At 64.6% G+C, this 24,247-nt stretch carries 26 protein-coding genes and 1 pseudogene; 18 read left to right on the top strand and 9 right to left on the bottom strand.

The window, feature by feature from the left end; genetic code table 11:
• Both Q8K99_04885 and Q8K99_04880 read right to left on the bottom strand, forming a co-directional pair.
• On the bottom strand, positions 1–453 hold a 453-nt coding region (locus tag Q8K99_04885; GenBank protein ID MDP2181889.1), incomplete at its 3' end, for a PIN domain-containing protein.
• Positions 454–615 (bottom strand): hypothetical protein, encoded by a 162-nt coding sequence (locus Q8K99_04880; protein MDP2181888.1) that lies wholly within the window; start codon positions 613–615, stop codon positions 454–456.
• A 139-nt stretch (positions 616–754) separates the two neighbouring features.
• Here Q8K99_04880 and Q8K99_04875 point away from each other — a divergent pair, with 139 nt between their 5' ends.
• Entirely contained in the window at positions 755–1,156 is a 402-nt protein-coding gene (locus Q8K99_04875) for a hypothetical protein (GenBank protein MDP2181887.1), read from the top strand.
• A 222-nt stretch (positions 1,157–1,378) separates the two neighbouring features.
• On the top strand, positions 1,379–2,668 hold the full coding sequence (locus tag Q8K99_04870) for an adenylosuccinate synthase (protein ID MDP2181886.1): 1,290 nt from the start codon (positions 1,379–1,381) through the stop codon (positions 2,666–2,668).
• Positions 2,669–2,709: 41 nt separating this feature from the next.
• Here the strand turns inward: Q8K99_04870 and Q8K99_04865 are convergent, their stop codons facing one another.
• On the bottom strand, positions 2,710–3,015 hold the full coding sequence (locus tag Q8K99_04865) for a hypothetical protein (GenBank protein MDP2181885.1): 306 nt from the start codon (positions 3,013–3,015) through the stop codon (positions 2,710–2,712).
• 246 nt (positions 3,016–3,261) lie between these two features.
• Between Q8K99_04865 and purD the strand changes: the two genes are divergently transcribed.
• The 12 genes and pseudogenes from purD (at position 3,262) to hisG (ending at position 13,078) form a co-directional block, all read left to right on the top strand.
• The gene (gene purD, locus Q8K99_04860; GenBank protein MDP2181884.1) at positions 3,262–4,548 is read left to right on the top strand and encodes a phosphoribosylamine--glycine ligase; all 1,287 of its coding nucleotides are present in this window, start codon (positions 3,262–3,264) and stop codon (positions 4,546–4,548) included.
• 6 nt (positions 4,549–4,554) lie between these two features.
• On the top strand, positions 4,555–5,931 hold the full coding sequence (locus Q8K99_04855; protein MDP2181883.1) for a coproporphyrinogen III oxidase family protein: 1,377 nt from the start codon (positions 4,555–4,557) through the stop codon (positions 5,929–5,931).
• Complete coding sequence (locus tag Q8K99_04850; protein ID MDP2181882.1) at positions 5,928–6,995, top strand: hypothetical protein; 1,068 nt, start codon at positions 5,928–5,930, stop codon at positions 6,993–6,995. The genes Q8K99_04855 and Q8K99_04850 overlap by 4 nt, the downstream gene beginning before the upstream one ends.
• Complete coding sequence (purE, locus tag Q8K99_04845; protein ID MDP2181881.1) at positions 6,988–7,449, top strand: 5-(carboxyamino)imidazole ribonucleotide mutase; 462 nt, start codon at positions 6,988–6,990, stop codon at positions 7,447–7,449. Before Q8K99_04850 ends, purE begins: the two co-directional genes overlap by 8 nt.
• 40 nt (positions 7,450–7,489) lie before the next feature.
• Entirely contained in the window at positions 7,490–7,945 is a 456-nt protein-coding gene (locus tag Q8K99_04840) for a prepilin-type N-terminal cleavage/methylation domain-containing protein (GenBank protein MDP2181880.1), read from the top strand.
• Between the two features lies 1 nt (position 7,946).
• Positions 7,947–9,170, top strand: coding sequence for a TIGR00300 family protein (locus Q8K99_04835; protein MDP2181879.1), 1,224 nt, complete (start codon positions 7,947–7,949; stop codon positions 9,168–9,170).
• A gap of 220 nt (positions 9,171–9,390) precedes the next feature.
• Positions 9,391–9,963, top strand: a pseudogene (locus tag Q8K99_04830) (peptide-methionine (S)-S-oxide reductase).
• A 16-nt stretch (positions 9,964–9,979) separates the two neighbouring features.
• Complete coding sequence (gene msrB, locus Q8K99_04825; protein MDP2181878.1) at positions 9,980–10,387, top strand: peptide-methionine (R)-S-oxide reductase MsrB; 408 nt, start codon at positions 9,980–9,982, stop codon at positions 10,385–10,387.
• A 95-nt stretch (positions 10,388–10,482) separates the two neighbouring features.
• Complete coding sequence (locus tag Q8K99_04820; GenBank protein MDP2181877.1) at positions 10,483–10,767, top strand: hypothetical protein; 285 nt, start codon at positions 10,483–10,485, stop codon at positions 10,765–10,767.
• The gene (locus tag Q8K99_04815; GenBank protein ID MDP2181876.1) at positions 10,764–11,450 is read left to right on the top strand and encodes a hypothetical protein; all 687 of its coding nucleotides are present in this window, start codon (positions 10,764–10,766) and stop codon (positions 11,448–11,450) included. Before Q8K99_04820 ends, Q8K99_04815 begins: the two co-directional genes overlap by 4 nt.
• Positions 11,451–11,491: 41 nt before the next feature.
• Positions 11,492–12,166 carry a ribose-5-phosphate isomerase RpiA gene (gene rpiA, locus Q8K99_04810; GenBank protein ID MDP2181875.1) on the top strand — a complete coding sequence of 225 codons (675 nt, stop codon included), beginning with the start codon at positions 11,492–11,494 and terminating at the stop codon, positions 12,164–12,166.
• 39 nt (positions 12,167–12,205) lie between these two features.
• The gene (gene hisG, locus Q8K99_04805; protein ID MDP2181874.1) at positions 12,206–13,078 is read left to right on the top strand and encodes an ATP phosphoribosyltransferase; all 873 of its coding nucleotides are present in this window, start codon (positions 12,206–12,208) and stop codon (positions 13,076–13,078) included.
• Positions 13,079–13,112: 34 nt separating this feature from the next.
• Here the strand turns inward: hisG and Q8K99_04800 are convergent, their stop codons facing one another.
• On the bottom strand, positions 13,113–14,021 hold the full coding sequence (locus tag Q8K99_04800) for a LysR family transcriptional regulator (protein ID MDP2181873.1): 909 nt from the start codon (positions 14,019–14,021) through the stop codon (positions 13,113–13,115).
• Positions 14,022–14,312: 291 nt separating this feature from the next.
• Positions 14,313–16,631 carry a winged helix DNA-binding domain-containing protein gene (locus tag Q8K99_04795; protein MDP2181872.1) on the bottom strand — a complete coding sequence of 773 codons (2,319 nt, stop codon included), beginning with the start codon at positions 16,629–16,631 and terminating at the stop codon, positions 14,313–14,315.
• Positions 16,632–16,740: 109 nt separating this feature from the next.
• Here Q8K99_04795 and Q8K99_04790 point away from each other — a divergent pair, with 109 nt between their 5' ends.
• The 3 genes from Q8K99_04790 (at position 16,741) to Q8K99_04780 (ending at position 18,633) form a co-directional block, all read left to right on the top strand.
• Entirely contained in the window at positions 16,741–17,571 is an 831-nt protein-coding gene (locus tag Q8K99_04790; protein MDP2181871.1) for an aldo/keto reductase, read from the top strand.
• 98 nt (positions 17,572–17,669) lie between these two features.
• Complete coding sequence (mscL, locus tag Q8K99_04785; GenBank protein ID MDP2181870.1) at positions 17,670–18,110, top strand: large-conductance mechanosensitive channel protein MscL; 441 nt, start codon at positions 17,670–17,672, stop codon at positions 18,108–18,110.
• Between the two features lie 61 nt (positions 18,111–18,171).
• Positions 18,172–18,633, top strand: a complete 462-nt coding sequence (locus Q8K99_04780) for a hypothetical protein (GenBank protein ID MDP2181869.1) — start codon at positions 18,172–18,174, stop codon at positions 18,631–18,633.
• Here Q8K99_04780 and Q8K99_04775 read toward each other — a convergent pair.
• The 3 genes from Q8K99_04775 to Q8K99_04765 all read right to left on the bottom strand — a co-directional run bounded on the left by Q8K99_04775 (position 18,622) and on the right by Q8K99_04765 (position 21,278).
• On the bottom strand, positions 18,622–19,380 hold the full coding sequence (locus Q8K99_04775; GenBank protein ID MDP2181868.1) for an MBL fold metallo-hydrolase: 759 nt from the start codon (positions 19,378–19,380) through the stop codon (positions 18,622–18,624). The genes Q8K99_04780 and Q8K99_04775 overlap by 12 nt on opposite strands.
• A gap of 347 nt (positions 19,381–19,727) precedes the next feature.
• A complete protein-coding gene (locus Q8K99_04770) occupies positions 19,728–20,300 on the bottom strand; it encodes a rubrerythrin family protein (protein ID MDP2181867.1) in 573 nt (190 codons plus the stop codon).
• A gap of 114 nt (positions 20,301–20,414) precedes the next feature.
• The gene (locus Q8K99_04765; protein ID MDP2181866.1) at positions 20,415–21,278 is read right to left on the bottom strand and encodes an MBL fold metallo-hydrolase; all 864 of its coding nucleotides are present in this window, start codon (positions 21,276–21,278) and stop codon (positions 20,415–20,417) included.
• Positions 21,279–21,343: 65 nt separating this feature from the next.
• Between Q8K99_04765 and Q8K99_04760 the strand changes: the two genes are divergently transcribed.
• A complete protein-coding gene (locus Q8K99_04760; protein MDP2181865.1) occupies positions 21,344–22,468 on the top strand; it encodes a patatin-like phospholipase family protein in 1,125 nt (374 codons plus the stop codon).
• 86 nt (positions 22,469–22,554) lie between these two features.
• Here the strand turns inward: Q8K99_04760 and Q8K99_04755 are convergent, their stop codons facing one another.
• Positions 22,555–24,144: a glutamate synthase-related protein gene (locus tag Q8K99_04755; protein ID MDP2181864.1), complete on the bottom strand. Its 1,590-nt coding sequence runs from the start codon at positions 24,142–24,144 to the stop codon at positions 22,555–22,557.
• Positions 24,145–24,247: the final 103 nt, after the last annotated feature.

Here is a 24,247-nt window from a genome sequence, read left to right as displayed (position 1 = left end):
GTACGTCAGGCAGGCGGCGTTGTCGGGGAACCAGCGAAGGAACTCACCCCACATCCGTGGGTAGTCTCTGCCGGCTACTGGGTTTCCACGCTCCTCGTCCACCACTACATCTTGGGGCGGTGGAGCTAAATGGATACCCCCCTCGCCGGTCACAAGGATGTCGGCGCGCGACACAATCGCAGCGAGCAAGACGGGACGGTCTTTGGCGGGCAGTTCTGGGTCGTCTTCGATCTCGAAGTCCGCGGGCTCCATCGGCAAGACCTTGAGCGCTGCGATCAAGCGCTCGAGGTGCGCGGCTGCGTTCGGTGCGGGAGCGTTGCGACGCGCCTCGGCGAGTACATGCGGTGACGCCAGCAGCCGCACATCCGCGATGGTCCAAAGCTCGGCGAGCCTGGAGTCGGGTTTCAGCGCCGCCGAAACCAGGATGTTGGCGTCAAGGAAGAGCCGTTCCACCTACGGCTCCGGTCGCGGCTGGTGCGGGATGGTGTCCGGGTCGAGCCCCATCGTCCGGACCTCGTCGAGTGCTTCATCGAATTCGGCTGCGGTCACTGCATTGTTCAGCAGGAACTCGGCCCCGCGCCCGGGTGTGTAGATCTCGACCTCGAGTATGCCCAAGCATGTTCATATGAAGATATGGTCAATCGTCACCGACGGTCTGGGGACAAAGAAGCGGTCGCGGAAGCTGAAATTCACATGCAACTGGAGTAGCTACGAGTAGGATGTGCAAACGTGGCGTTGGAAGTGGGTTCTGGTCGTGTCCGAGAGGGTTGCCTGGGGCCTTGCTGACTACCTTGGAACACTGGGTGTGGCGGTACCGGTACTTGCGCTGGCTGCTGCTGCTGGGCTCATTGTCGCGCGCAAGCGCAGGGTGCTATTCGCGTGGCTGGTTGCTCCGGCGACAGCAGCAGCGCTTCTCATCGGCTACGGGGTTCTCATGGAAGGGACGCCGATCAGAGAGAGCCTGTTCTCTGCTGCACTTGGACCGATTGAGTGGCTACTCGTATGGATGCCTCTGGGTGCGATGCTGATCTACCTGGCTGTCGCTGGCACGAAGGTGAGGTCGGCGGCTCTTGTCGGCATCGGCCTGGCCGTTCTGATTATCGATGTCGGCCTGCTCACGATACTGATCGCTGCGTTGAGTTCGTCGGCCACCTGACGAGCTGGTGATTCGTTGCCGACGTCGATGAACCGATGGCCCGATGAACCTGTGAACCTGTCCGCGCCCCGCGACTAGCGCGAAACGCCCTCGTCAGGCATACTTACCCGGGCGTCCGCCGTCGTGCGGGCGCAGTGCGCGTCGCCGGGCCCGGACGGCGCGACCGGTCCGGGAGCGGCGGCGAGGGTCCGCGGGATCGATTACAACAGGGAGCCTCACACCATGGCCGGAATAGTTCTTGTCGGCGCCCAATGGGGCGACGAGGGCAAGGGCAAGATCACCGACCTCATTGCGGACGATTTCGACTACGTCGTGCGCTTCCAGGGCGGAAACAACGCAGGCCACACCGTCATTCACGGTGGGCGCACGCTGAAGTTACACCTCATCCCGAGTGGCATCATGTATCCGCACATCACGCCGGTCATCGGCAACGGGTGCGTCATCGACCCCAAGGTGCTGCTCGAGGAGATGGATCAGCTCGAGGCCGACGGCCTGTCCACGCACAAGCTCCTCATCAGCTGCAACGCGCATATCATCATGCCGTATCACCGCGATCTCGACGGGGCGAGCGAGCGTCGCCTAGGCAAGCTCGAGATCGGCACCACCCGTCGCGGCATCGGCCCGGCGTACCAGGACAAGGCCTCGCGCATGGGCCTGCGCATCCAGGACCTCACCGACGAGCACATCTTCCGCAAGAAGATCGAAGCCGCGCTCCACGAGAAGAACGACATCCTCGAGAAGCTCTACGGTCTTCCCACCTACACGGTAGACCAGATCGCCGAGGAGTATCTGGAGTACGCCGAGCGCATCAAGCCGCACATCGCGGACACTTCGCTTGCGATCAACACGGCGTTGCGTGCCGACCAGTGGGTGCTTTTCGAGGGTGCCCAGGGCGTCATGCTCGACATCGATCACGGCACGTACCCGTTCGTGACCTCCTCGAGCCCTATCGCCGGCGGTGCCTGCACGGGCGCCGGCGTAGGCCCGAGGGTCATCGACCGGGTTCTCGGGATCGCGAAAGCCTACATCACGCGTGTCGGGTCGGGCCCGTTCCCGACTGAGCTCGGCGACGAGGTCGGTCGCCACCTCATCGAGGTTGGTCACGAATACGGCACGACGACCGGGCGGGAGCGCCGTGCCGGCTGGTACGACGCGGTCATCGTTCGCTACGCGGTGCAGGTCGCGGGGTTGACCGATCTCATCATCACCAAGCTTGACGTGCTTTCTGAACTCGACACGATCAAGGTCTGCGTTGCCTACGACCACGAGGGGCACCGCTACAACGATCTGCCCTGCCACCAGACGAAGTTTCACAAGGCGCGGCCCATCTACGAGGAGCTGCCCGGGTGGAAGGCCGACATCACCGGGTGTCGGGACTTCGATGAACTCCCCAAGGAAGCGCGAGACTACATCCAGTTCATCGAAGACCTTGCCGAAGTCCCGGTAGCGATGATCGCGGTCGGACCCAGCCGCGAGCAGACGATCGTGCGCCGCTGGGAGCCACGGCAGTAGCCCTGCGGAAGGGGTTGCTAGGTGCCGAGGTCGCCTAGCCGCTAGTTCCCGTGAACCGGCAAGATCGCCGTCGACGGATCCGGCAGGCTTGCGAGGTCTGCGGCGCAGATGTCGCAATTCGTCCGGACGATCACGCTGCCGTCCCTGGCCACAGACATTTCGATGCGGTGCTGGATGGTGACCTTGATGGTCACGGACCCCGACGCAAGCGACGACACGCTGCTTGCCACGTGCACGGGAGCGCTCGCTGGCGCGGGGGGTGCGGAGGCCATCGCTATCCCGCCAAGGAGCGTGGCAGCCACGATCGCCACCACCGCTGCCACTCGTGTCGCCATCCGAACCTGCATTGTGAGGATCTCCTTCAGTCCTTCCATCGACCGGACGAACGGCAACATGTGTGACCGACGGTCGCCGACGAGCGCCTAACGGACAGACGGTTAATCGTATTCCGGTGCATGCGGCTAGCATGTGGTCGCCGAGCGGACACATGCGACCTCCGAACGGTATCCCGCGCCGCAGTCTGGGTTGGGCTACAATCTGTGGGGTCTGCGCGCGCGCGGACTGACCTCATTCCGACATCTCTTGGGGGCACCATGCGCATCCTCGTCCTCGGCAGCGGCGGCCGTGAGCACGCGATAGTGACCAAGCTTGCTGAGTCCCAGAAGGCCGACACTATCTACGTCGCTCCAGGCAACGGCGGGACTGCGACAATCGCCGAGAACGTCGTGGTCGACGCGGATGATGGCCAGGCTGTGCTGGAGTTCGCACGCGGCAACGGCGTCGGACTCGTCGTGATCGGCCCCGAGGCGCCGCTTGTGGCCGGCGTTGCCGACGTGGTGCGCGACGGTGGAATCCCCGTCTTCGGCCCGGGCGCGGCAGGTGCGCGCATCGAGGGTTCGAAGGAGTTCGCGAAACAGCTCATGCACCGTCATGACATCCCCGCCGGTTTCTCCGAGGCGTTCACCGACGAGGCCGCCGCCATGGAGTACCTCGATGAGGTGAGCGCGCCGATCGTCGTCAAGGCCGATGGCCTGGCCGCGGGCAAGGGCGTCACTGTCGCGATGGACATCCACACCGCCCGCGAGGCCGTTCGGGAATGTTTCGCCGGACGGTTCGGCGATGCAGGTTCGACCGTGCTCATCGAGGAGTTCCTCCGCGGCCCCGAGTGCTCACTGCTCGCTTTCGTCGACGGCGAGGCCGTCATCCCTATGGCTCCCGCGCAGGACCACAAGCGCGCGTACGACGGCGACGAGGGTCCGAACACCGGCGGCATGGGCGTCTACTCCCCCGTGCCGATCGTCGACGAAGCGGAGCACGCCGTCATGGTGGAGCTCCTGGAGCGCACCGCGAAGGGCTTGGCCGAGGAGGGCATCGACTATCGCGGAGTCCTCTACGGCGGGTTCATCCTCACCGATGAGGGCCCCAAGCTGCTGGAGTTCAACGCGCGGTTCGGGGACCCGGAGACACAGGTTCTCCTGCCGCGCCTCGACGGTGATCTCGCAGACATCATGCTCGCCACGGCCGAAGGCCGCCTGGCCGAGGTCGACCTCGCATGGCGCGACGAGTGGGCCGTCTCGGTCGTGCTCGCCAGCGGAGGCTACCCGAACGACTACGAGACGGGCAAGGCCATCTCTGGCATCTCCGACGCGGAAGCCTTGCCTGACGTGACCGTCTACCATGCGGGTACGATGCTTGACGACAGCGGCGTGCTCGTGACCGCGGGCGGCCGCGTGCTCAACGTGACCGCTCTTGGCGCCGACTTCTCCTCGGCACGTGACCGGGCCTACGAGGCGGTCGCGAGGATCTCGTGGGACGGCATGTTCTTCCGCACCGACATCGGCGCGCGGGCAATGCGTGGCCGCGCAGCCTGGGAATCGTAGGCTGGCATGCTTGCAGAACGCCTGCTGACTGCCGTCGTACGGGACGCGAACAAGAAGTACCTGCGTCTCACGCCCACCGAGGTGCGCACCCTGCCCGACCCCGTTGCTGGCCGTGAGTACATGCTCTACGTGCACGTGCCGTTCTGCACGCGCCTGTGTCCGTACTGCTCGTTCAACCGCTTTCCCTTTTCGGTCGACCGCGCTGTGCCCTACTTCGGGCACCTGCGCCGCGAGATGCAAATGGTTGCCGACCTGGGCTATGACTTCACATCGATGTACGTCGGCGGCGGCACGCCCACGGTCATGATCGACGAGCTCTGCGACACCATCGACCGCGCGAAATCGCTCTTCTCGATCCGGGAAGTCTCCTCGGAATCGAATCCCGATCACCTGGTTCCCGAAATCGTGGACCCGCTCATTGGCCGCGTGAATCGCTTCAGCGTCGGCGTGCAGTCCTTCGACAATGAGCTGCTCAAGCAGATGGAGCGCTACGACAAGTACGGGTCTGCCGAGGATATCCTAGAGCGCCTCAAGTGGGCCGCAGGGCGCTTCCATTCGCTCAACGTTGACATGATCTTCAACTTCCCGAGCCAGACCCGCGAGATGCTTCTGCGCGATGTCGAGATGCTCAAGGCTTCCGGCACGAACCAGACGACGTTCTACCCACTCATGGCCTCGCCGGCCGTGCGCAAGTCGCTCAGGCAAACCGTAGGTGCCGTTTCATACCGGCGCGAGAACGCGTTCTACCAGGCCGTCAGTGATGCGCTCTCCGGGTCTTTTGAGCATGCGAGCGCGTGGACGTTCTCGCGGACGGGTGGCGGCATGATCGACGAGTACATAGTGGACTACGAGGACTATGTCGGCATCGGCTCGGGCGCGTTCTCGTTCCTGAACGGTGCTCTCTGGGTCAATACGTTCTCGCTCGCCGAATATGCGGAGCGCATCGACGCCGGCAAGACGGGTGCGACCGCGAAGCGAGATTTCTCCAGCAACGAACGCATGCGTTACCGCTTCATGATGGGGCTGTTCGGTCTGTCGCTCGACAAGAAGGCGTTCGAACGCGACTTCGGTGTCTCGATCGAGCGCGGCCTTCCGGTCGAGATCACCTTCATGCGCGCCGCCGGTGCGTTCGACCGCAACGATGACGAGCGCATCACGCTCACACCGCGCGGTCGCTACCTTCTCGTCGCGATGATGCGGGAGTTCTTCGTGGGCGTGAACTCGGTGCGCGACCAGGCGCGCAGCGCGCTTCCCGACGTCGAGCGTGAGCTGCTGTTCGGCGACGCGGGGGAGGCAGCGTGTGTCTCCGCGGATGCGGTTGCAGTAGCGGCGGGCCAGACCGAGGACGACGAGCACCTGCCGGTGCCGCCCGGAGCGATGTGAAGGTCGAGCGCTATTTCCCAGCCGAGGAGCGTCACGCAGCGCTCTGGCTTGCGCTTGCGGGGCCCGTCATTGGCCGAGCACTCGACGTCGACACACTGCTCTCGATGGGAATCGAGCCACCGCTTCTGATGCGATGGGGGCAGCTCTTGTGGGAGTTCGCGCTGGGCTTCCTCGTCGCAGGTGTTCTCGTGTTTGTCGCGGTGCGTGTTGCCCGGGCGCCCCGGGTGCTGGCCGCCTACGCTGCCGCTTTCGCGCTGCTCGCCACGGCGGCGGCGCTGGGGGCCGACATGATGTTTCGGCTCGTAGTGTACGGAGGCGATGCCTCCCTTGAGGTGCTGGAACTCGGTCTGCCACCAATGCAGGTCGGACAGATCTGGCATGCGCTTGGTGTGTCCGCAGGGTGCATCGCGGGAGCCTGGTTCGCTCACGTGCTGGGCGCCAGACCCGCTGAGGTGCTTGGACGTTTCCGGTCCGCGGGCCTCGAGGGGGACTCACGCGATCGCGAGTCCGACCTCGTCGATGAACGGCCAACTCCCCGGCGCATGCGTGGGCTGGCCTTTCTTGGCCTGGAAGGTGGATTGCACGCGGTCGAGACGCGCGTCGCGATGTGGTTCCTTGCGCTTGCAGCGTTCGTCGGACTCATCTCGACGCTCACTCAGGCGCCGGTCCAGTACGCGATGTTTCGACAGTCGGCGCCGCTCGGCTCGGAGCTTGCGCTCGTGAACTGGGCGATCATCGTGAACGGGGCGACATACTACCTCTCGCTTGGCCTGTTCGCATTTGTTGCGGTACGCAAGATGGGCGCGCCGAGGAGCCTATGGCTACAGCAGCCGGGGCTGTATGTGAGGGCGCTCATTGTCGCCGTAGTGATGTCGGGGTCCGCAAGCCCCATCGAACGCCTCGAATCGGCATCGACGGTCGTCTCCCTTTCTCTTGCGCTCGCAACCGTCGGCCTCGTCGCCGTGCATCTTGCCACGCGCACGCGCGCAACACCCGCTACAATGTCGGCACAGGAGGCCGGGGAAGCTCCCGGAATCGACCACACCGGAGGAGAACATGTCTGACACGCCACTCGTTGGAATCATCATGGGCTCGAAGTCCGACATGGACGTTATGGAGGGATGCGCCGCGCAGCTCGAGGAACTCGGTGTGCCCTACGAGACGCTCGTCGCTTCGGCGCATCGCAATCCTGATCGTGTGCACGAGTGGGCGGGCGGTGCTGCTGATCGCGGGCTCAAGGTCATCATCGCTGCCGCGGGCAAGGCCGCCCATCTTGGCGGGGTTGTTGCGGCATTCACGCCGCTACCGGTCGTGACGGTTCCGATGAAGACCTCCGATCTCGGCGGGCTCGACTCGCTTCTGTCGATGGTGCAGATGCCGACCGGCGTGCCCGTGGCGTGCGTTGCGATCAACGGAGCGAAGAACGCCGCGATACTGGCGACGCAGATACTGGGAACCTCCCTGCCGGAATACCGGGAGAAGGTCGTCGCGCTCAAAGCGCAGATGGCCGAGGCCTGACCTGCGGCGATGCAACATCAGGCGAGCAGAAAGGGCCACGATGCGGAGCAGGGACCCGGGGGGCTTCACAACTGTTGAGTTGATGGTTGTCGTCCTGATCATCGGGATACTGGTGGCGATCGCAATCCCGGTGTTCAATGTCGCACGCGGTCGGGCACAGGAGCGAGCGTGCTTTGCCAACCAGCGGACGATCATCGGTGCGGTGCAGCAGTGGGTGGCAGACAACACGGAGGCCGACAGGGCGGACCTGACGGGCGTTGTCGACAGACGATCATCCCCTGGTACACGATCACATCCTGGGGGCGGCCCCGCGCTGTCCCTCCTCGCCGGAACCTGCGACGCCTGCGGCGGTGGACGTTGCGACAGGGGCCTACACCCTTACTGCGACGGGTGGCCTGGAGGTTTGCACTTGGGGTACCCCGGCGCACGGAGGGCTGTAGGTGGAGTCGGGACACTCGTAGGCCCGGAAGCAGTGGCTGCCGATCTGGAGGTCTGAAGTGCCGAACCGCCCATACGAAGACATCCGCGTCGAAGGTCACCTGATCGACTCGGGAATCATGTCCGCGATCATGGATGCGGTTGTCGCGTTCGACGGAGAGTTCGAGACGCTGAGTTTCGAGGTCGGCCGCACCAACGAAGACCCCTCGACCGCCGTGATTCGCATCAAGGCCAAGGACGAGCGACATCTCGACGAGATACTCGCCGTCATTCTCGAGCACGGCGCGATTCCAGTGCACCTTGAAGATGTGCACCTTGAGGCCGCGCCTGCCGATGGCGTCTTCCCGGAGGGCTTCTACTCCACCACCAACCTCGAGACGGCCGTACGCCTAGGCGGCAAATGGGTGAATGTGGAAGGCGTCGAGATGGATCTCGGCGTTCGCGTAGATTCGGAGGCAGGTCGGGCCGAGAGCATGCCGATGGCCGACGTTCGCGAGGGGGAGCTGTATGTTGTCGGCCATGAGGGCCTTCGCGTGCGTCCGCAGGAGCGTCCACGCACGAGCCAGGCCTTCGAGTTCATGTCCTCGGCGGTTTCCTCGGAGAAGCCGAAGGCACAGGTCGTGGCCGAGGTCGCCCGCATGCTGCGCGAGGTGCGCGAGCGCGGCGAGGGAACGATCGTGGTCGCGGGACCTGCGGTGATCCATACGGGCGCTGCGCCGCACCTGGCGCGCCTGGTGGAGATGGGATACGTGAGCGTGCTGTTCGGTGGCAACGCGGTCGCCGTTCACGATATCGAGTCGGCGCTCTACGGCACCTCGTTCGGAGTCTCCATGATCCAGGGCGCCCCGATTCTTGGAGGGCACGAGCATCATCTTCGGGCCATCAACACGGTTCGGCGATATGGATCGATCGCAGCTGCTGTCGAGCAGGGCGCCATCACCAAGGGCCTGATGTACACACTGGTGAAGTCGGGAACGCCGTTCGTTCTGGCGGGGTCTGTGCGCGACGACGGGCCTCTCCCCGACGTGATCACCGACGCTATCGAGGCGCAGCGCACGATGCGGCCCTACTGCCGGAGCGCAGGTGCGTGCCTGATGCTGTCGACGATGCTGCACTCGATCGCCACGGGCAACATGCTGCCCGCAAGCGTGCAAACGGTTTGTGTCGACATCAACCCCGCCGTCGTGACGAAGCTCGCCGATCGAGGATCGTGGCAAACGATTGGGATCGTGACCGACGTGGGGCTGTTCCTGGAACGGCTCGCAAACGATCTCGAACACTAGGTCGCGACGCCAGTCCGCTGTGCGTCCCGTGCTCCTTGGCCCTCCGCTTGCTCTGGTGTGGGCGACGGAAGGAGCGAAGATGTCACTTCTTCACAAGATTCTTGCTCGCGAGTCTTCGCAGACAGCAGCGTCCCGCCGCAGTGCACCTCCACCCATCGACGAAACGCGACCGGAACACGTCGAGACAGCGACGTTCACAGCCGGTTGATTCTGGGGTCCTGATGCCCGGTTCGGACTCATGGAGGGCGTTGTTCGCACTTGCGTGGGGTACGCGGGTGGCACCGCGCAGAACCCGACGTACCGTCGCATTGGTGATCACACCGAGTCGATCCAAATCGATTTCGATCCCGAGCGCGTCTCCTACGAGGAGCTGCTCGAGGCGTTCTTCCAGATGCGCGATGCAACTCGGCCTGCCTATTCGACGCAGTACGCGTCGCTTGTCTTCTGTCACAGCGAAGAGCAGCGTCGCACTGCCGAGGAGATTCGCTCACGCTTCGAGACACTCCTTGGCAAGTTGGTGCTGACGCAGGTCAGGGTACTCGATCGCTTCTACCCTGCCGAGGACTACCACCAGAAGTATGCGCTGCGCTCAGACGCCGCGCTCATGGCGGAGTTTGCCGCACTATATCCCGATGCGAGGGACTTCCGCGATTCCACGGCTGCAGCCCGCGTCAACGGGTATGTGTATGGAGTAGGAGGCCCGGTCACACAACTTGAGCTGGAGATTGAATCGTACGGTCTATCCGATGTCGGCAGCCGAGACTTGCGGGCCACAGTGAACGGCAGCCGTTGAGCCGGAATGGCACGACATGTCGCGCAGGGTAGTCAAGTCCGAGGACGAGTGGCGGGCGCTTCTGACGCCGGAGCAGTTCAGGGTGCTTCGAAGGGCTGGCACGGAGTCTCCGTTCTCAGGGAAGTACACTGACCTCGAAGACGATGGTGTGTACCGGTGCGCGGGTTGCGGAGCGGAACTCTTTTCCTCGGCGGACAAGTTCCTCTCGGGATGCGGGTGGCCGAGTTTCGGCGGGCCGGTCGGGCCCGAGGCAATCGTGGAGAGTGTAGATTCGAGTCTCAGCATGACACGAACCGAGGTGACATGCGCGACGTGCGACGGGCACCTTGGCCACGTGTTCACGGACGGCCCTGCGCCGACCGGGTTGAGGTACTGCATCAACTCAGTGGCGCTTTCTTTCGAGCCGAGTTCTGGGCGCGGCTGAAATCTGAGACCAGCGGCGGTACAATCGGGTGCAGACGAGCGCCAGGGCGACGACGACGTGCCGTTCGTGGCTGGTATCGCGTGAGGGGAAACGCCGTGGTGCAAGCAAGTGAAGTCCTGGTACTGCTTGGCGCGGTGCTGCTGATGCCGCTGATTTGGCGGAGTCTCAGCGCGCTGAGACTCGAGGGGCGCGGCTACCTGCGTGCCGGACTCCTTGCCCTTCTGGTCGCATACGTCACGACGATCGCCGAGGGGTTCGTTGCATTCGACTTCTTCAATGCAGTCGAACACGGCGGGTATGCTGTCGCCGGGATCCTGTTCGTGCTGTTCGGTGCGGGCTGGCTCCGGCGGGTCGACAGTGGTCGGGTGGTGGGGTCGTGAACATCGAGGCGGCCTTCGACATTGTCGCGCTAGTGGCCTTCGTGGCATCTCTCGTCATAGGGGCGGCAATCTGGCTTCGCGGCGGGCGTTCGCTCGACGGGCTGTCGGCGGGACTGATGCTCGGCGCGATGTCACTGCTGACGTTTGTCGCCTGCTCGAACACGCTGCAGTACCTGGGTGTCACGTCCGCGCTGGACCCGCTCGAGGACTATGCAGAGGTGCTCATCTTCCCGCTCATGGCGTACGGGATCTATGCCATGCACTCGCATCAGCAGGTGAACGACCTTAGGCTCACGACCCGCGTAGCTCGTGCGGAGCACGACCTGATGCTCTCCATCATCGATGCGAGTCCGGTCGGCCTTGTTGTTGCCGATGAGCAAGGCCGCGTCACCTTCGCAAACGATCTTGCCCGCAGTGTGCTTCACATCGACGACAGCACCGGGGCCACGGCCTATGCCGCCCGCGCCCGCGTGGTGCCCGTGGGGGCGATTCCTGACAGCGACATGGAAGGTGTCTTCCATCCCTCCGCCCTTAGGGACGGATTGACCGGCACGGTGTTCGATGTCGTGGTGGAAGACGGCGACCGGCTGTCGATACGCGTCAGCAGCGCGGCGCTGGGCGATTCGGAGCAGCAGGGCTCTGTCGTGGTCTTCCAGTCCGCGTCTGCCGGCGCTGGTGTCTGACAGGGTTTCGCCAGCTAGTTGTGAGGGTGTGTTGGCTGTCCATGAATGCTGAGGCGCAGAAGCGGGCGGCCGCGCTCGCCGCGCTGGAATTCGTCGCACCTGATCAGATCGTGGGCATCGGCACGGGTTCCACCGCGGGGCACTTCATCACCGTTCTTGCCGAGGAGGGTCCGCCGGTGGCGGGCGCCGTGGCCTCTTCTGTGGCGACCGCGCGCCTGCTCGAGGTGCGGGGTATCCGCGTGTTGGGATTGAACGATGTCGGTGTACTCGACATCTATGTCGACGGAGCAGACGAGGCCGATCACGAGCTCAGGCTCGTGAAGGGTGGCGGTGGTGCGCTCGCCCGCGAGAAGGTGGTCGCGGCAGCAGCGAAGCGTTTCGTCTGCATCATCCACGAGGCCAAGCTCGTGGATCGGCTTGGCGCATTCCCGCTGGCTGTCGAGGTGCTGGAGATGGCGACGGGGCATGTCGCCCGTACGCTCGAGTCGCTCGGTGGCAGGGCCCGTCGACGCGACGCATTCCTCACCGACAACGGCAATCCGGTCCTGGATGTGGCAGGTCTCGACTTCGGCGATCCCGAGGGGCTTGAGACGACGCTCGACGGCATCGCCGGGGTCGTAGCATCCGGGCTGTTCGCACGACGAAGGGCCGATACCTTGCTGGTCGGCACCGCCGGCGGAGTCGTGAGGCTTCCCAAAGGCACTCCAGCACAGTAGAGTGGTGGGGTATGCACCGGACGGGACAGGAGTTCACACATGCTCTCGATAGCCTTGCCCAAAGGAAGCCTCCAGGAGCAAACGCTCCTGCTCTTCTCTCAGGCCGATCTCGAAGTCAGGAAGTCGAGTCGCGAGTACAACCCGGACATCGACGACCCCCGCATCGGCAAGGTCAAGATCCTTCGCCCGCAGGAGATCCCCGTGTTCGTGCAGGACGGCTACTTCGATCTGGGCATCTCGGGGCATGATTGGGTGCGCGAGTCGGGCGCCGACGTGATCGAGGTTGCAGAGCTCCCGTACGCCAAGACCGGCACGGGCGTTGTGAACATGGTACTGGCGGTCCCCCAGGACTCCCCGATCACAAGCGCCAGCGATATCAAGCCGGGCAGTCGCATCACGACGGAGTTTCCGAAGACCACGAAGGCATTCTTCGATGAACTCGGGATCCCGGTCGAAGTCCACTTCTCCTACGGCGCCACCGAGGCGAAGGTCCCGGAGATGATGGACGCGCTCGTCGATCTTACCGAGACCGGGTCGACGCTTCGGCGCAATGGCCTGAAGATCGTGGACACGGTTCTCGTCTCCACGACACGTCTGTTGGCGAACAAGGTCTCATGGGAGGACCCCGACAAGCGCCGCGAGATCGAAGAGGTCCGCACGCTTCTCCTGGGCGTGATCGAGGCGCGGGGGCGCGTCCTGCTTTCGATGAACGTTCCGGTGGACAAGCTAGAGGACGTCATCGGCGTGCTCCCGGCGATGAAGAGGCCCACAGTGAACAAGCTCTACGGTTCAGAGGACTACGAGATCACGACCGTTGCCGACAAGGCGACCGTCAACGTGCTGATCCCGCGGCTCAAGGCGTCGGGCGCCGAGGATATTCTGGAGATGCCCATCAGCAAGATCGTGCGGTAGAGCCTGGCCGGAGGGCGTCCAACGGGAACAAGGGCTACGGTTCGCGGAAACCCGCCGTTGATTCGATCTCCTTGGCGACATCCAGTAGCAGGTCGAGTGCAGCGGCGATCGCTGGTGCCTCGCCGCTGCCGCGGCGTATGGCCGCGACGACGCGCCGGTGGATGTTCATGTCGTCCGGAAGGCGGTAGACCACGCCCGGGTACTCGACGAAGAACGCGAGCGGCGGAACCAGGGTGACCCCCAGCCCGGCCTGCACCGCAGCCAGGATGACCTGGTAGTCGTTGCTCTGGACATCGATCCGCGGCTGGTAGCCCGCTTCGTTCGCGACCCGCACTACGACATCGAGGAATGGCGACCCGTCGCGCCCCACGACCCAGTCGGTCCCGCGGAGATCGGCGATGGTGAGCGGCCCCCGGGCGTGCGGATGAGACGCCGGCAGTGCGATGTAGATGGGTTCCGTCAGCAGGATGTGTCGCTCAACTCCGGGATCCTCGGGCTCCGGAAGGTGGTCGAACTCGTAGGTTAGAACGATGTCGAGCTCGCCGGTCTTGAGCGCGGGGATGGACTCCTCGGGCTCGAGATCGGTCATTGCAACGGCCAGACGGGGGTGCAGTTCTCTGAGCCGGGCGAGCACCGGTACCATGAGCGCGCGGGCAGCGGTGGGGAATGCGCTTGCGTGCAGTCGTCCGGCGACTCCGTGAGAGATGGCCGCGAGTTCGGCCTGCGCTTCTTCGAGGGTGGCCAGCACGCGCTCTGTGTGGCCGACCAGTCGTCTGCCGGCCTCGGTGAGCTTGACGCCTCGTCCGGAGCGCTCCAGCAGCGCGACCCCGGCCTCTCGTTCGAGGACCGACATCTGTTGGGAAACGGCCGACGGTGTCATGAACAGCGCCTCGGCCGCAGCAGCGATTCCCCCTCGAGAGGCGACCTCTCTTAGCATGCGCATGCGGTGTACGTTCAACATTGAAGCAGAGCTTAACTAAAGAATGAGTAAACGGCAATGGAACTGACGCATCGGCGGTACGATAATCGTTCTAGATGCAAAGCGCTAGATGAATGAGGTGATAGGGATGTTCCAGGACAGCTTCAGTGCGGGTGTTGTCTACTACGGAAGAGCTGTGCTCGCCGCAGGCGGCGCAATCGCGCTCGCAATCCTCTTGAGCCTTCTCTAGACGCATTCAGTCGCTTTCCCGGAGGGTCGTCGCGTCGCGCGGCGGCCCTCTTCTCGCTTCCGGCTCTAGCGCAAAGGCTTCACGACGGCGCCGAATGGGCGTCCCGCCATCGGAGTCATGCGCTTCACCGTCTCGACGCGCGCCTCTTCGTCGTGCCAGAATCGCCCGAGTTCCTCGGCTCGCTTCAGTACGAGCTCGCGCACGTCCATTGGCTCATCGCGGAACAGATGCACGTACATCCTCGGTGCCCCGCTCACGCTCGCGTCCCAGACTCCCGAGATGCGGCCGCCCACGAGAATCACCGAGGTGGCATTGCCCGAGCGGTCGAAGACGTACGGGCGGTCCTCATCGGCCAGGTAGCGCTCTTTGCGCGCGTAGCCCATCACGAGCGGATCGAGGCTCGGCAGGAGATCGACCGAGGGCGAGGCGCCCGGCCTGACCGTCTCGAGCTCGTCGAGGTCGGCTGCGTGGACGAGGTAGGGCTCCTGGGTCTGGCCAAGGAAGATCTCGACGATCTCGTCCCCGAGCACCTCCAGCGCGGGATCGACCGCACGCTTTCCGATTCCCGTCCACCAGATGACGTCACCAGCGGTCACGGGCCCGAACGCGCGGATGTATGCGCGAACGAGTGCGACGGTTGCGTCTATCTCGGAGAGCCGACCGAGCTTGATGTCAGGCAGGGCGTGATCGAATCGCACGTAGGTGAGCTTGTGGTCCTGCCAGCCCCCGACAGGACGATGCCGCAGCACGAGGCCCTGCGCGGTCATGAGGTTCACCGTGGCCGCAACATCGATGCCCGGATGCAGTCGGTCGCGGATCTGCTGAGTCGTGAGCGGCCCGTCGCCGAGGACCTCGAGGATGGAGGGCGCGACGCGTTCGTACTCCGTGCCGGTCAGCCCGCGGAACTGCGCATACAGCTTGGCGTGGCGTTCCACCGGGCGGTTGGTGGCGCCGTAGACGACGGGAAGCATCTCGCGGCGCACGACATAGGCGATTCCTCGCATGCAGCGGAACTTGACGAGCGACCGGCGCTCGTAGAGGGCGGTGTCCAGACGGCCGCGTGCAAAACCGGGAAGGCGGGCGAACAGCGAGACATACGGACCCCAGGGGTTGGTGGCCTGCAGACCGACGACATCCGCCACGACCGTCTCGAGACTCGCGGGGACCCAGGGCGTGTCGATGTGGTGACGGGCGAGGACTCGTGGCAGCGCCGCAGCATCGGGGTAGCGGCGCGTGCTTGCAGGGACAGGACAGGTGCCCGGTCCGCGCCTCCCGCTCTTGGGAGGCAACGGCGTTCCAGAGCCGCCAAGGGAGCTCGGTAGTCCCGTGACATCCACCGCAGCGATCTCCTCGGCCAGGTCGGAGACATGGGCGAGCGCGACGAGCGCGCGGGCGGTGGCAAACGGAGAGGGCTCGCGTTTCTGGCCAAAGGAGAAGCGCTCGAACCCGCGGTAGGTCCGGCGAGGTGTCACGCGACCCGCACCGTCGAAGTTGTACTCGATTAAGCAGGCGGCGAGTTCGGCGATGGCCTGGCGGTCCTGGTCGCGGGCGGCAGGACCGCGCCACAGCGCAGGGTAGCGGCCTATCGTCTCCACGAACCACAGCACGTCGTACCAGAAGTTCGGCCACTTCACGCTCTTGAACTGGTAGCCGTGGCCGAACTGGTATGGTCGCTCCTCGGTGCGGCGGCGCCAGACCTCCAGCGGTGTGCGCGCGACTTCGAGCAGCCAGTCGGGCGTGTCGGCGCCGTGCTCGTGCGCGAGGGCGCGAAGGCCCTCGAGCGTGACTTGCGGGCACACGTCGTTCTTGCGGCCGGGGCCCCGCCAGCGCGAGCGCTTCTCGGGGATACACTGCCACGAGCGCCCTTGCGGGGTGCTCGCCAGGTCCTCGCGCATGCGCGCGAGGGCGTCTTGGACGCGGGAGTCCTCGCCGAGACCGTAGCGGAAGAGCACGTCGGTGATCGCGTTGTTGTCGCACAGCATCGAGCCCCACTCCGGCTTGGGCCGCCCGGCGTAGCTGCCAAAGGACTGGAACCGACCCTTCTCGTCCTGGTGTGCGAGCATCTGGTCGAGCATCTCGTCGATGCGCGGGAAGTCGCCCCGGCAGACCCCCATGTCTGCAAGCAGGTTCAGCCTGTTCGGCGCGTACTTCGGGCTGTGATGGCCGGGGATCTCGCATGAGTCCCAAAGCGGCAGTTCGTCCACCAGCAGTTGCACGCCCGCGTCGGCGAGCGTGTCCGCGCGCGCCTCTGTCACCGCCGCGTCTGAGTTTGGCTTGCCAAGGAGCTCAGTGAGCGTCGCCCATCGAGCGTAGGGCTCATCGGCCGACAGAAGCCAAGGAATGGGATCCGCACCGAGCAGTCCTGCGATTCCGGTCGTGTCCACGCACTCTCCAGTCAGGGGCCGGTTGTAGGTGTACGTTCCCGCGGCGCTCCCGGGGAGCGCCTTCCGCCATTCGCGGGTACATCTGATGGTGGAGGCGATGGGAGGGCGCATGGGTCTCACGATCAAGTCGACTATCGCACTTGCAAACGGTGTTCAGATGCCACTTCTCGGACTCGGGACATATAAGACGACAGATCCCGATGACATCCGTCGTTCGGTGCTGGCGGCTCTCGCGGTCGGATATCGCAGCATCGACACGGCTTCGATGTACGGCAATGAGGACGGAATCGCGGCGGCTCTTGGCGAGAGTGGACTCCCGCGAGAGCAGGTCTTTCTCACGACCAAGCTCTGGAACGACGACCAGGGCTACGATACGGTTCTTGCCGCTCTGCACCATAGCCTCGAGCGGCTCGGGACTGACTACGTCGACCTGTATCTCGTCCATTGGCCGGTCCTGCAATACATGGAAGCGACATGGATGGCCATGGAGGAGATTCTAGAGAGAGGCGAGGCCCGGGCCATCGGCGTGTGCAACCACCTGCGCCACCACTTGGAGCAGCTGCTCGACCACGCCGCAATTGTCCCCATGGTCAACCAGATCGAGTACCATCCCTGGCTGCAACAGCCCGATCTCCTGCAGTATTGCGGGCGTCTGGGGATCGCGGTCGAGGCCTGGGGTCCCGTGATGCGGGGACGCCTGGCCGAGGAACCTGTGCTTGCGCAGATCGGAGCACGCTACGGCAAGACCGCGGCCCAGGTCGCGCTGAGGTGGGCGCTCCAAAACGGGGTCGCGGTGATCCCGAAATCCGTCCACGAGGAGCGTGTTCGCGAGAATGCGGCGGTCTTCGACTTCGAGCTGAGCATCAGTGAGATGACGCAGGTTGACACCCTCGACCGGGGTACGCGCCTGGGTCGCCACCCGGATGAGACGTGGGGCTAGCGCGGCCGACTCTCTTCTGTACGCCCGTGGAGGGCCGGTGTGGGTGTCGCTGCGAACGGGAAAGTCCTCACTGTCGTCCATCCTTCCCGGGAGGAGCCGTGCTCAAGGATTTCAAGGACTTCATTGCCAAGGGAAACGCGATAGACCTGGCGGTTGGCGTGGTGATCGGCGCAGCCTTCGGAGCTGTCGTCACGTCGCTCGTGAAGGACGTGATCATGCCGCCCATCGGGCTCGTCCTTGGCAAAGTCGATTTCGCGAACCTGTTCTTCGTGCTCATGGAAGGCAGCGCAGCGGGTCCCTACGCGTCTGTCGCGGCCGCGCAGGAAGCGGGGGCGGTCACACTCAACTATGGGATGTTCGTGAACGCGATCGTCATGTTCGTCATAGTCGCGTTCGTGATCTTCATGGTCGTCAAGGCCGTCAACAGGATGCGGCGCGAGGCGGAGGCCACGACCAAGGACTGCCCACACTGCATGACAGCGGTGCCGCTGGCGGCGACGCGTTGTCCGGCTTGTACGTCCGAGCTGACGGCAAGCTAGGGGGTTGTCCCGGCCCGGATTCGGCAAGCTTGCGCTGACTCGTTCGAAGGGGAGGCGTCTGATGGATCGATTCGGTCGGATGACGATGTGGCAGGTGGTCGCCGCGATCGTCGTCGTGGACGTGTTCGCGGTCGGCATGGGGATGGGGGTCCCGTTCTTCGCGATCCTCGCGGGGTTTCCCATCGGCTGGTTTCTCGCACGTCGGTTCATGAGCGCAGGCGAGGGCACGCTGTCGGTCCTTCGTGTGTGTCTACGAGGTTCTATCGCGGTGTCGGCCGGCACGTTCGTCCTCATGCTCGCGATATGGGGTCCGAGGATTCCTCTCGTCTTCGGTCCTGGGTTCGATGCCGCAGCGTGGGGTCTACCGCTGGTTCTCTACACCTCGACCGCGAGCTTCTGGGGCTGGATGGCGCTCATGATCGTCGTGTCCCCGGTGCTGCAGATGCTTGCGGCAGCGTTCGGAGTCTACCTGACCGTCCTGTCGCAAGGGAGTCGGTCGAACGCTGTGGACTCAAGCGGGTGAGGAGCCGCCTGTCCGGGGGATGGCGTGGAGACGCGTGTGGACCTCGATCGCCATGCCGTTTTCCGGAGCGATAGCCTGCACGCCGGGAACCTGTTGGCCGATCTCACGAAGACAGGCATCGAGGCTCCTTGGCAGATTGAGAATGCCGAACACAGATTGAACGTCCCGGTGGATGAAGGCGATGAGGTGGGCTCCGAGGTCACGGGCGGCCGGGCAGGCGCACGCGGCCGGCATGTTGCCGACAAGCCGCATCTGGCGCTGGGGCAGCAGGGCTACGTCGAGCGAGAAGCGGGCGCCGATGTCGGCCATGAAGGGGCCGTAGCGCGTGTCGCCTGCGAAGTAGATCGATGACCCGCCGGATTCGATAACGTAGCCTGCGGCTATGCCGGGGTGCAGCGCGGGGACTGCGGTCACTCGTACGGGACCGAAAGTCTGAGCCTCGCCCTCGGGGATTCGTATGACTCGCTCGTTCTCGGGAATCCGACCTGGCCAGCGGAAACCCAGCGGGACCACCACGGGCACGTCATCCCGGAGCATCGCAATGAAGGGCTGGTCGAAGTGGTCGTAGTGCCCGTGTGAGATGAGCACGACGTCCACGAGATCGGCGGCCCTCTCTGCGTTCATCGAGCGGGGACGATCGACCACGAATCCCGCACGCCCGGAGAGCCCGAAGAACGGGTCGGTCAGCATCCGGATGCCGTCGGCCTCGATGAGCACGGTGCAGTGACCGATCACGGTGAAGCGCACGTGTATACCTCCCCACGGCGAGTATACCCGTGGAAGCTCGCGCCCGACGGAGGAGTACCGGAAGGCCCCGACCGGCCTCGACCGTTCGTCGCAATCATCAGCCGCTCGGCGCGGAGATGTGCGAGTGCGGCCAGAAGTGGGCACAGTCATTACAACAGCGGGGGGATTTCCGGCCTTTGCGTTCTGAGGTCACCTCGACGTTGTCCCCGGCGGCATCTCCGTCCCGGTCCGTCCGGATGGGATGGAGTCCGTGGGTGACCGTGGTTGCCGGACTTCGGTCGCAAGGAGGCGAGGCACCAATCCTGACACGGTGCCTCGCCTCCGGTTCTTCTCCAGGGTCGGAGCGCCTAGTAGCTTTCGACCATAAGCTCGTAGTACGACTGCGGGTGCAGGCATGCCGGACAGAGGTCGGGCGCCTCGGGACCTTCGTGAACGTAGCCGCAGTTGCGGCACTTCCACCCCACGGGCTGATCGCGCTTGAACACACGCCCACCCTCCACGTTCGCCAGTAGTTTCCGGTAGCGACCCTCGTGATGTGCCTCGACTTCGGCGATTTCGCGGAATGATGTCGCAACATCCGCGAAACCCTCTTCGTCGGCGATGCTGGCGAACTCCGGATACAGCGTGCCCCACTCCATCTTCTCGCCTTCGGCTGCGGCGAGGAGATTGTCGGCGGTATTGCCTACTATGCCCGCCGGGTAGGATGCGGTGATCTCGACCTCGCCACCCTCAAGGTGTCGGAAGAAGACCTTCGCGTGCTCCCGTTCGTTCTCCGCTGTCTCGATGAAGAGTGCGGAGATCTGTTCGTAGCCCTCCTTCTTCGCAACACTCGCGAAGTAGGTGTATCGGTTGCGCGCCTGCGACTCGCCAGCGAATGCCTTGAGCAGGTTCGCCTCGGTCCGCGTGCCTTTGATGCTCATGCATGCTCCTTTCGGTCGGGGACAGGATGGTATCCAAGGAAGGGTACCCGAAGTCGCGGCGGCGGTCACATTTCACTGTCTCGCCGGGACTCGCAGCCCGGCCCGGCCCACGGGCTACAGCGCGTGCCACCAGCCCGAGTGCGCACGCACGTAGAACTCGATCTCTCCGCGCGAGAGCAGTCCGCCAAGGAAGCCCTTCACGGTGGTCACTGCCAGCCAGTACTGTGCCGGGTTGTCTGACAGGCAGCGGTCAGCCGAGATGAGCGCGATGATCTCCTCGGTAGAGCGCGGCTGTGTGAGCAGGGCCAGGATGAGGCTCTCGATCGCGCGGATCTGGCCGATGTGGTGGTCGATGTGGCCGAAGCTTTCGTCGCGCGAAACGGGTCGACCGTGGGCGGGCACAAGCCATTCGAAGTCGAGTGCCCGGATTCGTTCGAGTGACGAGACCACCATGTCCGGATCGATCGCATACGGCAGAGGGTGCCGCTCCCAGAGTTCCTGCAGGTAGAGCGCATCGCCGGTGAACATGACGCCATCGGCGGTAAGGAATCCGGTGTGTCCAAGGGTGTGGCCGGGGAGCGGAATCGCGGTTGCGCGCGGGTCGGACCAGTCCTCGATGTACTCGTCTACGCGACACGGTTCTCCTCGGAAGAGCTTGGTCACGAGCAGGTCGCCGGGTTTGGCCCACGAGAACATGCCGCGGATGTTGATGTCGGGGTTCTCTACCAGCGATGCGTCGTCGCGAGCGGCAGCAACGCGGGCTCCGGCTTCGCGCACCGCCGCAGCGCAGGCGAAGTGATCGGCGTGGCCGTGCGTGATGGCCAGGCGGTCGATCGCCACGTCCTCGTAGACGAGTTCCTCGGCGCCGGTGTCGATGAGCAGCCCCGAGATGAAGCCGGAGTTCGTAAGGCCGGGGACATAGTGCGTATCTCCGACGAGGTGCTGCGCGCCCTCGGGCAGTTTCGTGTGCTCGGCCATGACGGTGAGTATGGCACCTGGGGAGGTCGCGCTGGAAGCCCGGACCTTGCGGCGATAGACTGCGCGTGGAGGGAGCGGATCGACCGGGTGCGCCGGTAGGGAATCGCCGTGCGTTGTTGACTCCGGAGATCGCGGTCCGCAGAGACATGGCCGAGGAGCTGAAAGCCGATCTCGTCTTCGAGGGCGGCGGCATGAAGGGCATCGGGCTGGTAGGAGCGCTCTCGGTGCTCGAGGAGCGGGGCTATGTCGCGCAGAGGAGGGCGGGGTCCTCGGCAGGTGCGATCGTTGCGGCGCTCCATGCGGCGGGTTACTCGGCGGCAGAGCTGCGGGACATGCTCGTAGCTGTGGACTTCACCGACTTCCTGGACAAGGGGTGGGAGGACCGCATCCCGGTCGCCGACGCGCCGCTCAGCGTGCTGCTCGACTACGGCATCTACGAGGGTGATCGTCTCGAGGGGTGGTTGGCCGAGAAGCTCGCCGCCAAGGACGTGCGGACATTCGCCGACCTGCGGACCGACGACGAGGGCGATGACCCGCGGTTCTGGTGGTCGGCGCAGGTCGTGGTCTCGGACGTGACGACCCACGACATGCTCGTGCTCCCGCGCGATGCAGGCACGCACCTGGGCATCGAGCCGGACGAGCTGTCGGTCGCCCGCGCGGTGCGCGCCTCGGCCAGCATCCCCGTCTTCTTCGAGCCGGTCCGGATGACGAACCCGCGTGACAAGCGCGAACACCTGCTCGTCGATGGTGGCATGCTTTCGAACTTCCCGGTGTGGGTGTTCGACACCCACGAGCCGCGCTGGCCGACGTTCGGGTTGCTGCTTGTGGAGGCGAACACGCGGGGTGCCATCTCCAAGGGCATCACCGACCCGGCAGAGTTCGGTTTGAAGTCGATCGGGGCGGTTCGATACGCGATCTCGCTCGTGCAGACGATGGTCGAGGCGCACGACAGGCTCTACATCGAGCAGGCCGACTTCGCGCGAACGATCCCGATCGGAACGCTTGGAGTGGGGGCGACCGAGTTCGCCCTCCCGCGCCAGCGGCGCGAGGCGCTCTTCGCCTCCGGCCGTCGAGCTGCCGAGGAGTTCCTGCCATTCGACCTCGAGGCCTACCGCGCGACGTACCGCGCCGGCGTGCGGCGCACTCGCGGAGACGCGGTTGCGGCTGCGATGCGCGGAGCAGCAGGATAGCGCACCACCTCTGAACTGCGAGCTACAGCGCAAGAGGACCGCCCCCCTTGGGAGCGGCCCTCTCAACGCTAGCGGGTGTCTTCGCGCTATCCCTCGATGATGCGCATCGCTTCGTCGCGATATGCGTCCATGACGAACGGGATGCCCGAGATCTCCGCTGCCTCCGGCGTGAGTGCCATGACGTCGGCACGCGAGATGGAGTCGACGTTCATGTTGCGGCTGCCGCTCATGAGCTGCTGTAGCCCGACCTTGATCTTGTCCGCGTAGGTATAGAGCGCGATGGCTCCGAGCGGCATCTTGTCGGCATCGTCGCCGTACTCGGCCTTGACCGCCTCGTAGCCCACGAAGATCTCTTCCTTCGTACTGCCGAACTGCGAGACCGTCTTGGGCAGGTCCTCTTCCTTCATCCAGGTTTCGATGTTCTTGCCGACGAAGCCCGGAATCATCAGCGCGCGACCCATGCAGACGGCCTTGGTGTGCGGTGACCCAAGCGCGAGAACCTTGAAGACATGGTCTTCCGAGGAGAACCCGCCTGCGATGGCGATGTCGGGTACGTACGCGCCCTGCGAGGTGAGCTTCTCGGCGAGCTCGTTGGCCATACACTGCAGGTAGAAGGTCGGAACGCCCCACTCCTCCATCATGCGCCACGGGCTCATGCCGGTACCGCCGGGTGCACCGTCGATGGTGAGCAGGTCGATCTTGGCGTTGCTGGCCCACTTCATGGCCATCGCGAGTTCGCGCATGGGGTAGGCGCCGGTCTTGAGAGTCACTCGCTTGGCGCCAAGCGCGCGCAGGTGGTCGACGGCCTTGTAGAACTCGTCCTCATCGACGAAGCCCAGACGGCTGTGGCGCTCGAACTGGCGGATGGCGCCGTCCTTGAACGAGGCCTGGACTGTCGGGTTCGACGGGTCGGGAGTCACGAGATAGCCGCGGGCCTGGAGCTCGAGTGCGCGATCGAGCGAGTCGACCTTGATCTCGCCGCCGATGCACTTGGCGCCCTGGCCCCACTTGAGCTCCATCGTCTCGACACCGAGCTTTTCGACGCAGTACTCTGCCACGCCGAGGCGCGTGTCCTCGACGTTCATCTGCACGAGGATGTCGCCGTAGCCGTCGTGGTAGCGGCGATAGGTTTCGATGCGGCGCTCCATATCGGGCGAGCGCGTGACCTTGCCGTTGCTGTCACGCTCAAGCGCCGGGTCGATGCCGCAGACGTTCTCCCCGCACACGAGCGAGATGCCGCTGATTGCGGCGCCGGTAGCGAAATGCTCCCAGTTCTTGCGGGCGATCTCGGTGGAGCCGAGTGCGCCGGTGAAGATCGGCACCTTCATCTTGACTTTGTTCTGGTAGCCGAATTCGGTCTCGGTGTCGACCATCGGGAACAGCGTGTTGTCCGGGTTGCCCTCGACCCCGGCGGGCAGGCCCTTCGCGCCGAGCGCATAGCCTTGGATGTTCAGGTGCGAGTAGTCGATCGGGTAGTCCTTGTCGCCACCTGCGGTGACTTCACCGAAGGGCCCGGGATAGATGACCTCCCGGCCGCGGAACGATGCCTTGAAGACCTCGCAGTTGCCGCGACACCCGTCCACGCAGCGCGTACACAGGCCGGAGCCGGGCACGACATCGCGAGACCGGTTCGAGGTCTGGGTAGCGTCGTTTCCATTCGGACGCTGCAGATTCATGTTTCCTCCCAGTTGGTTGGAGCGCCGGATGCGGCTATTCTAGCGGAGTACGAAACACAATCGAAGTATTGCGGCAATACGCCCGAAACATATGCAAGGGGGA

The organism is Actinomycetota bacterium (genome assembly GCA_030682655.1).
Classification (GTDB): Bacteria; Actinomycetota; Coriobacteriia; order Anaerosomatales; family JAUXNU01; genus JAUXNU01.
The sequence above is the reverse complement of the archived record's forward strand: the minus strand, read 5'-3'. Positions and strand labels throughout refer to the sequence as shown.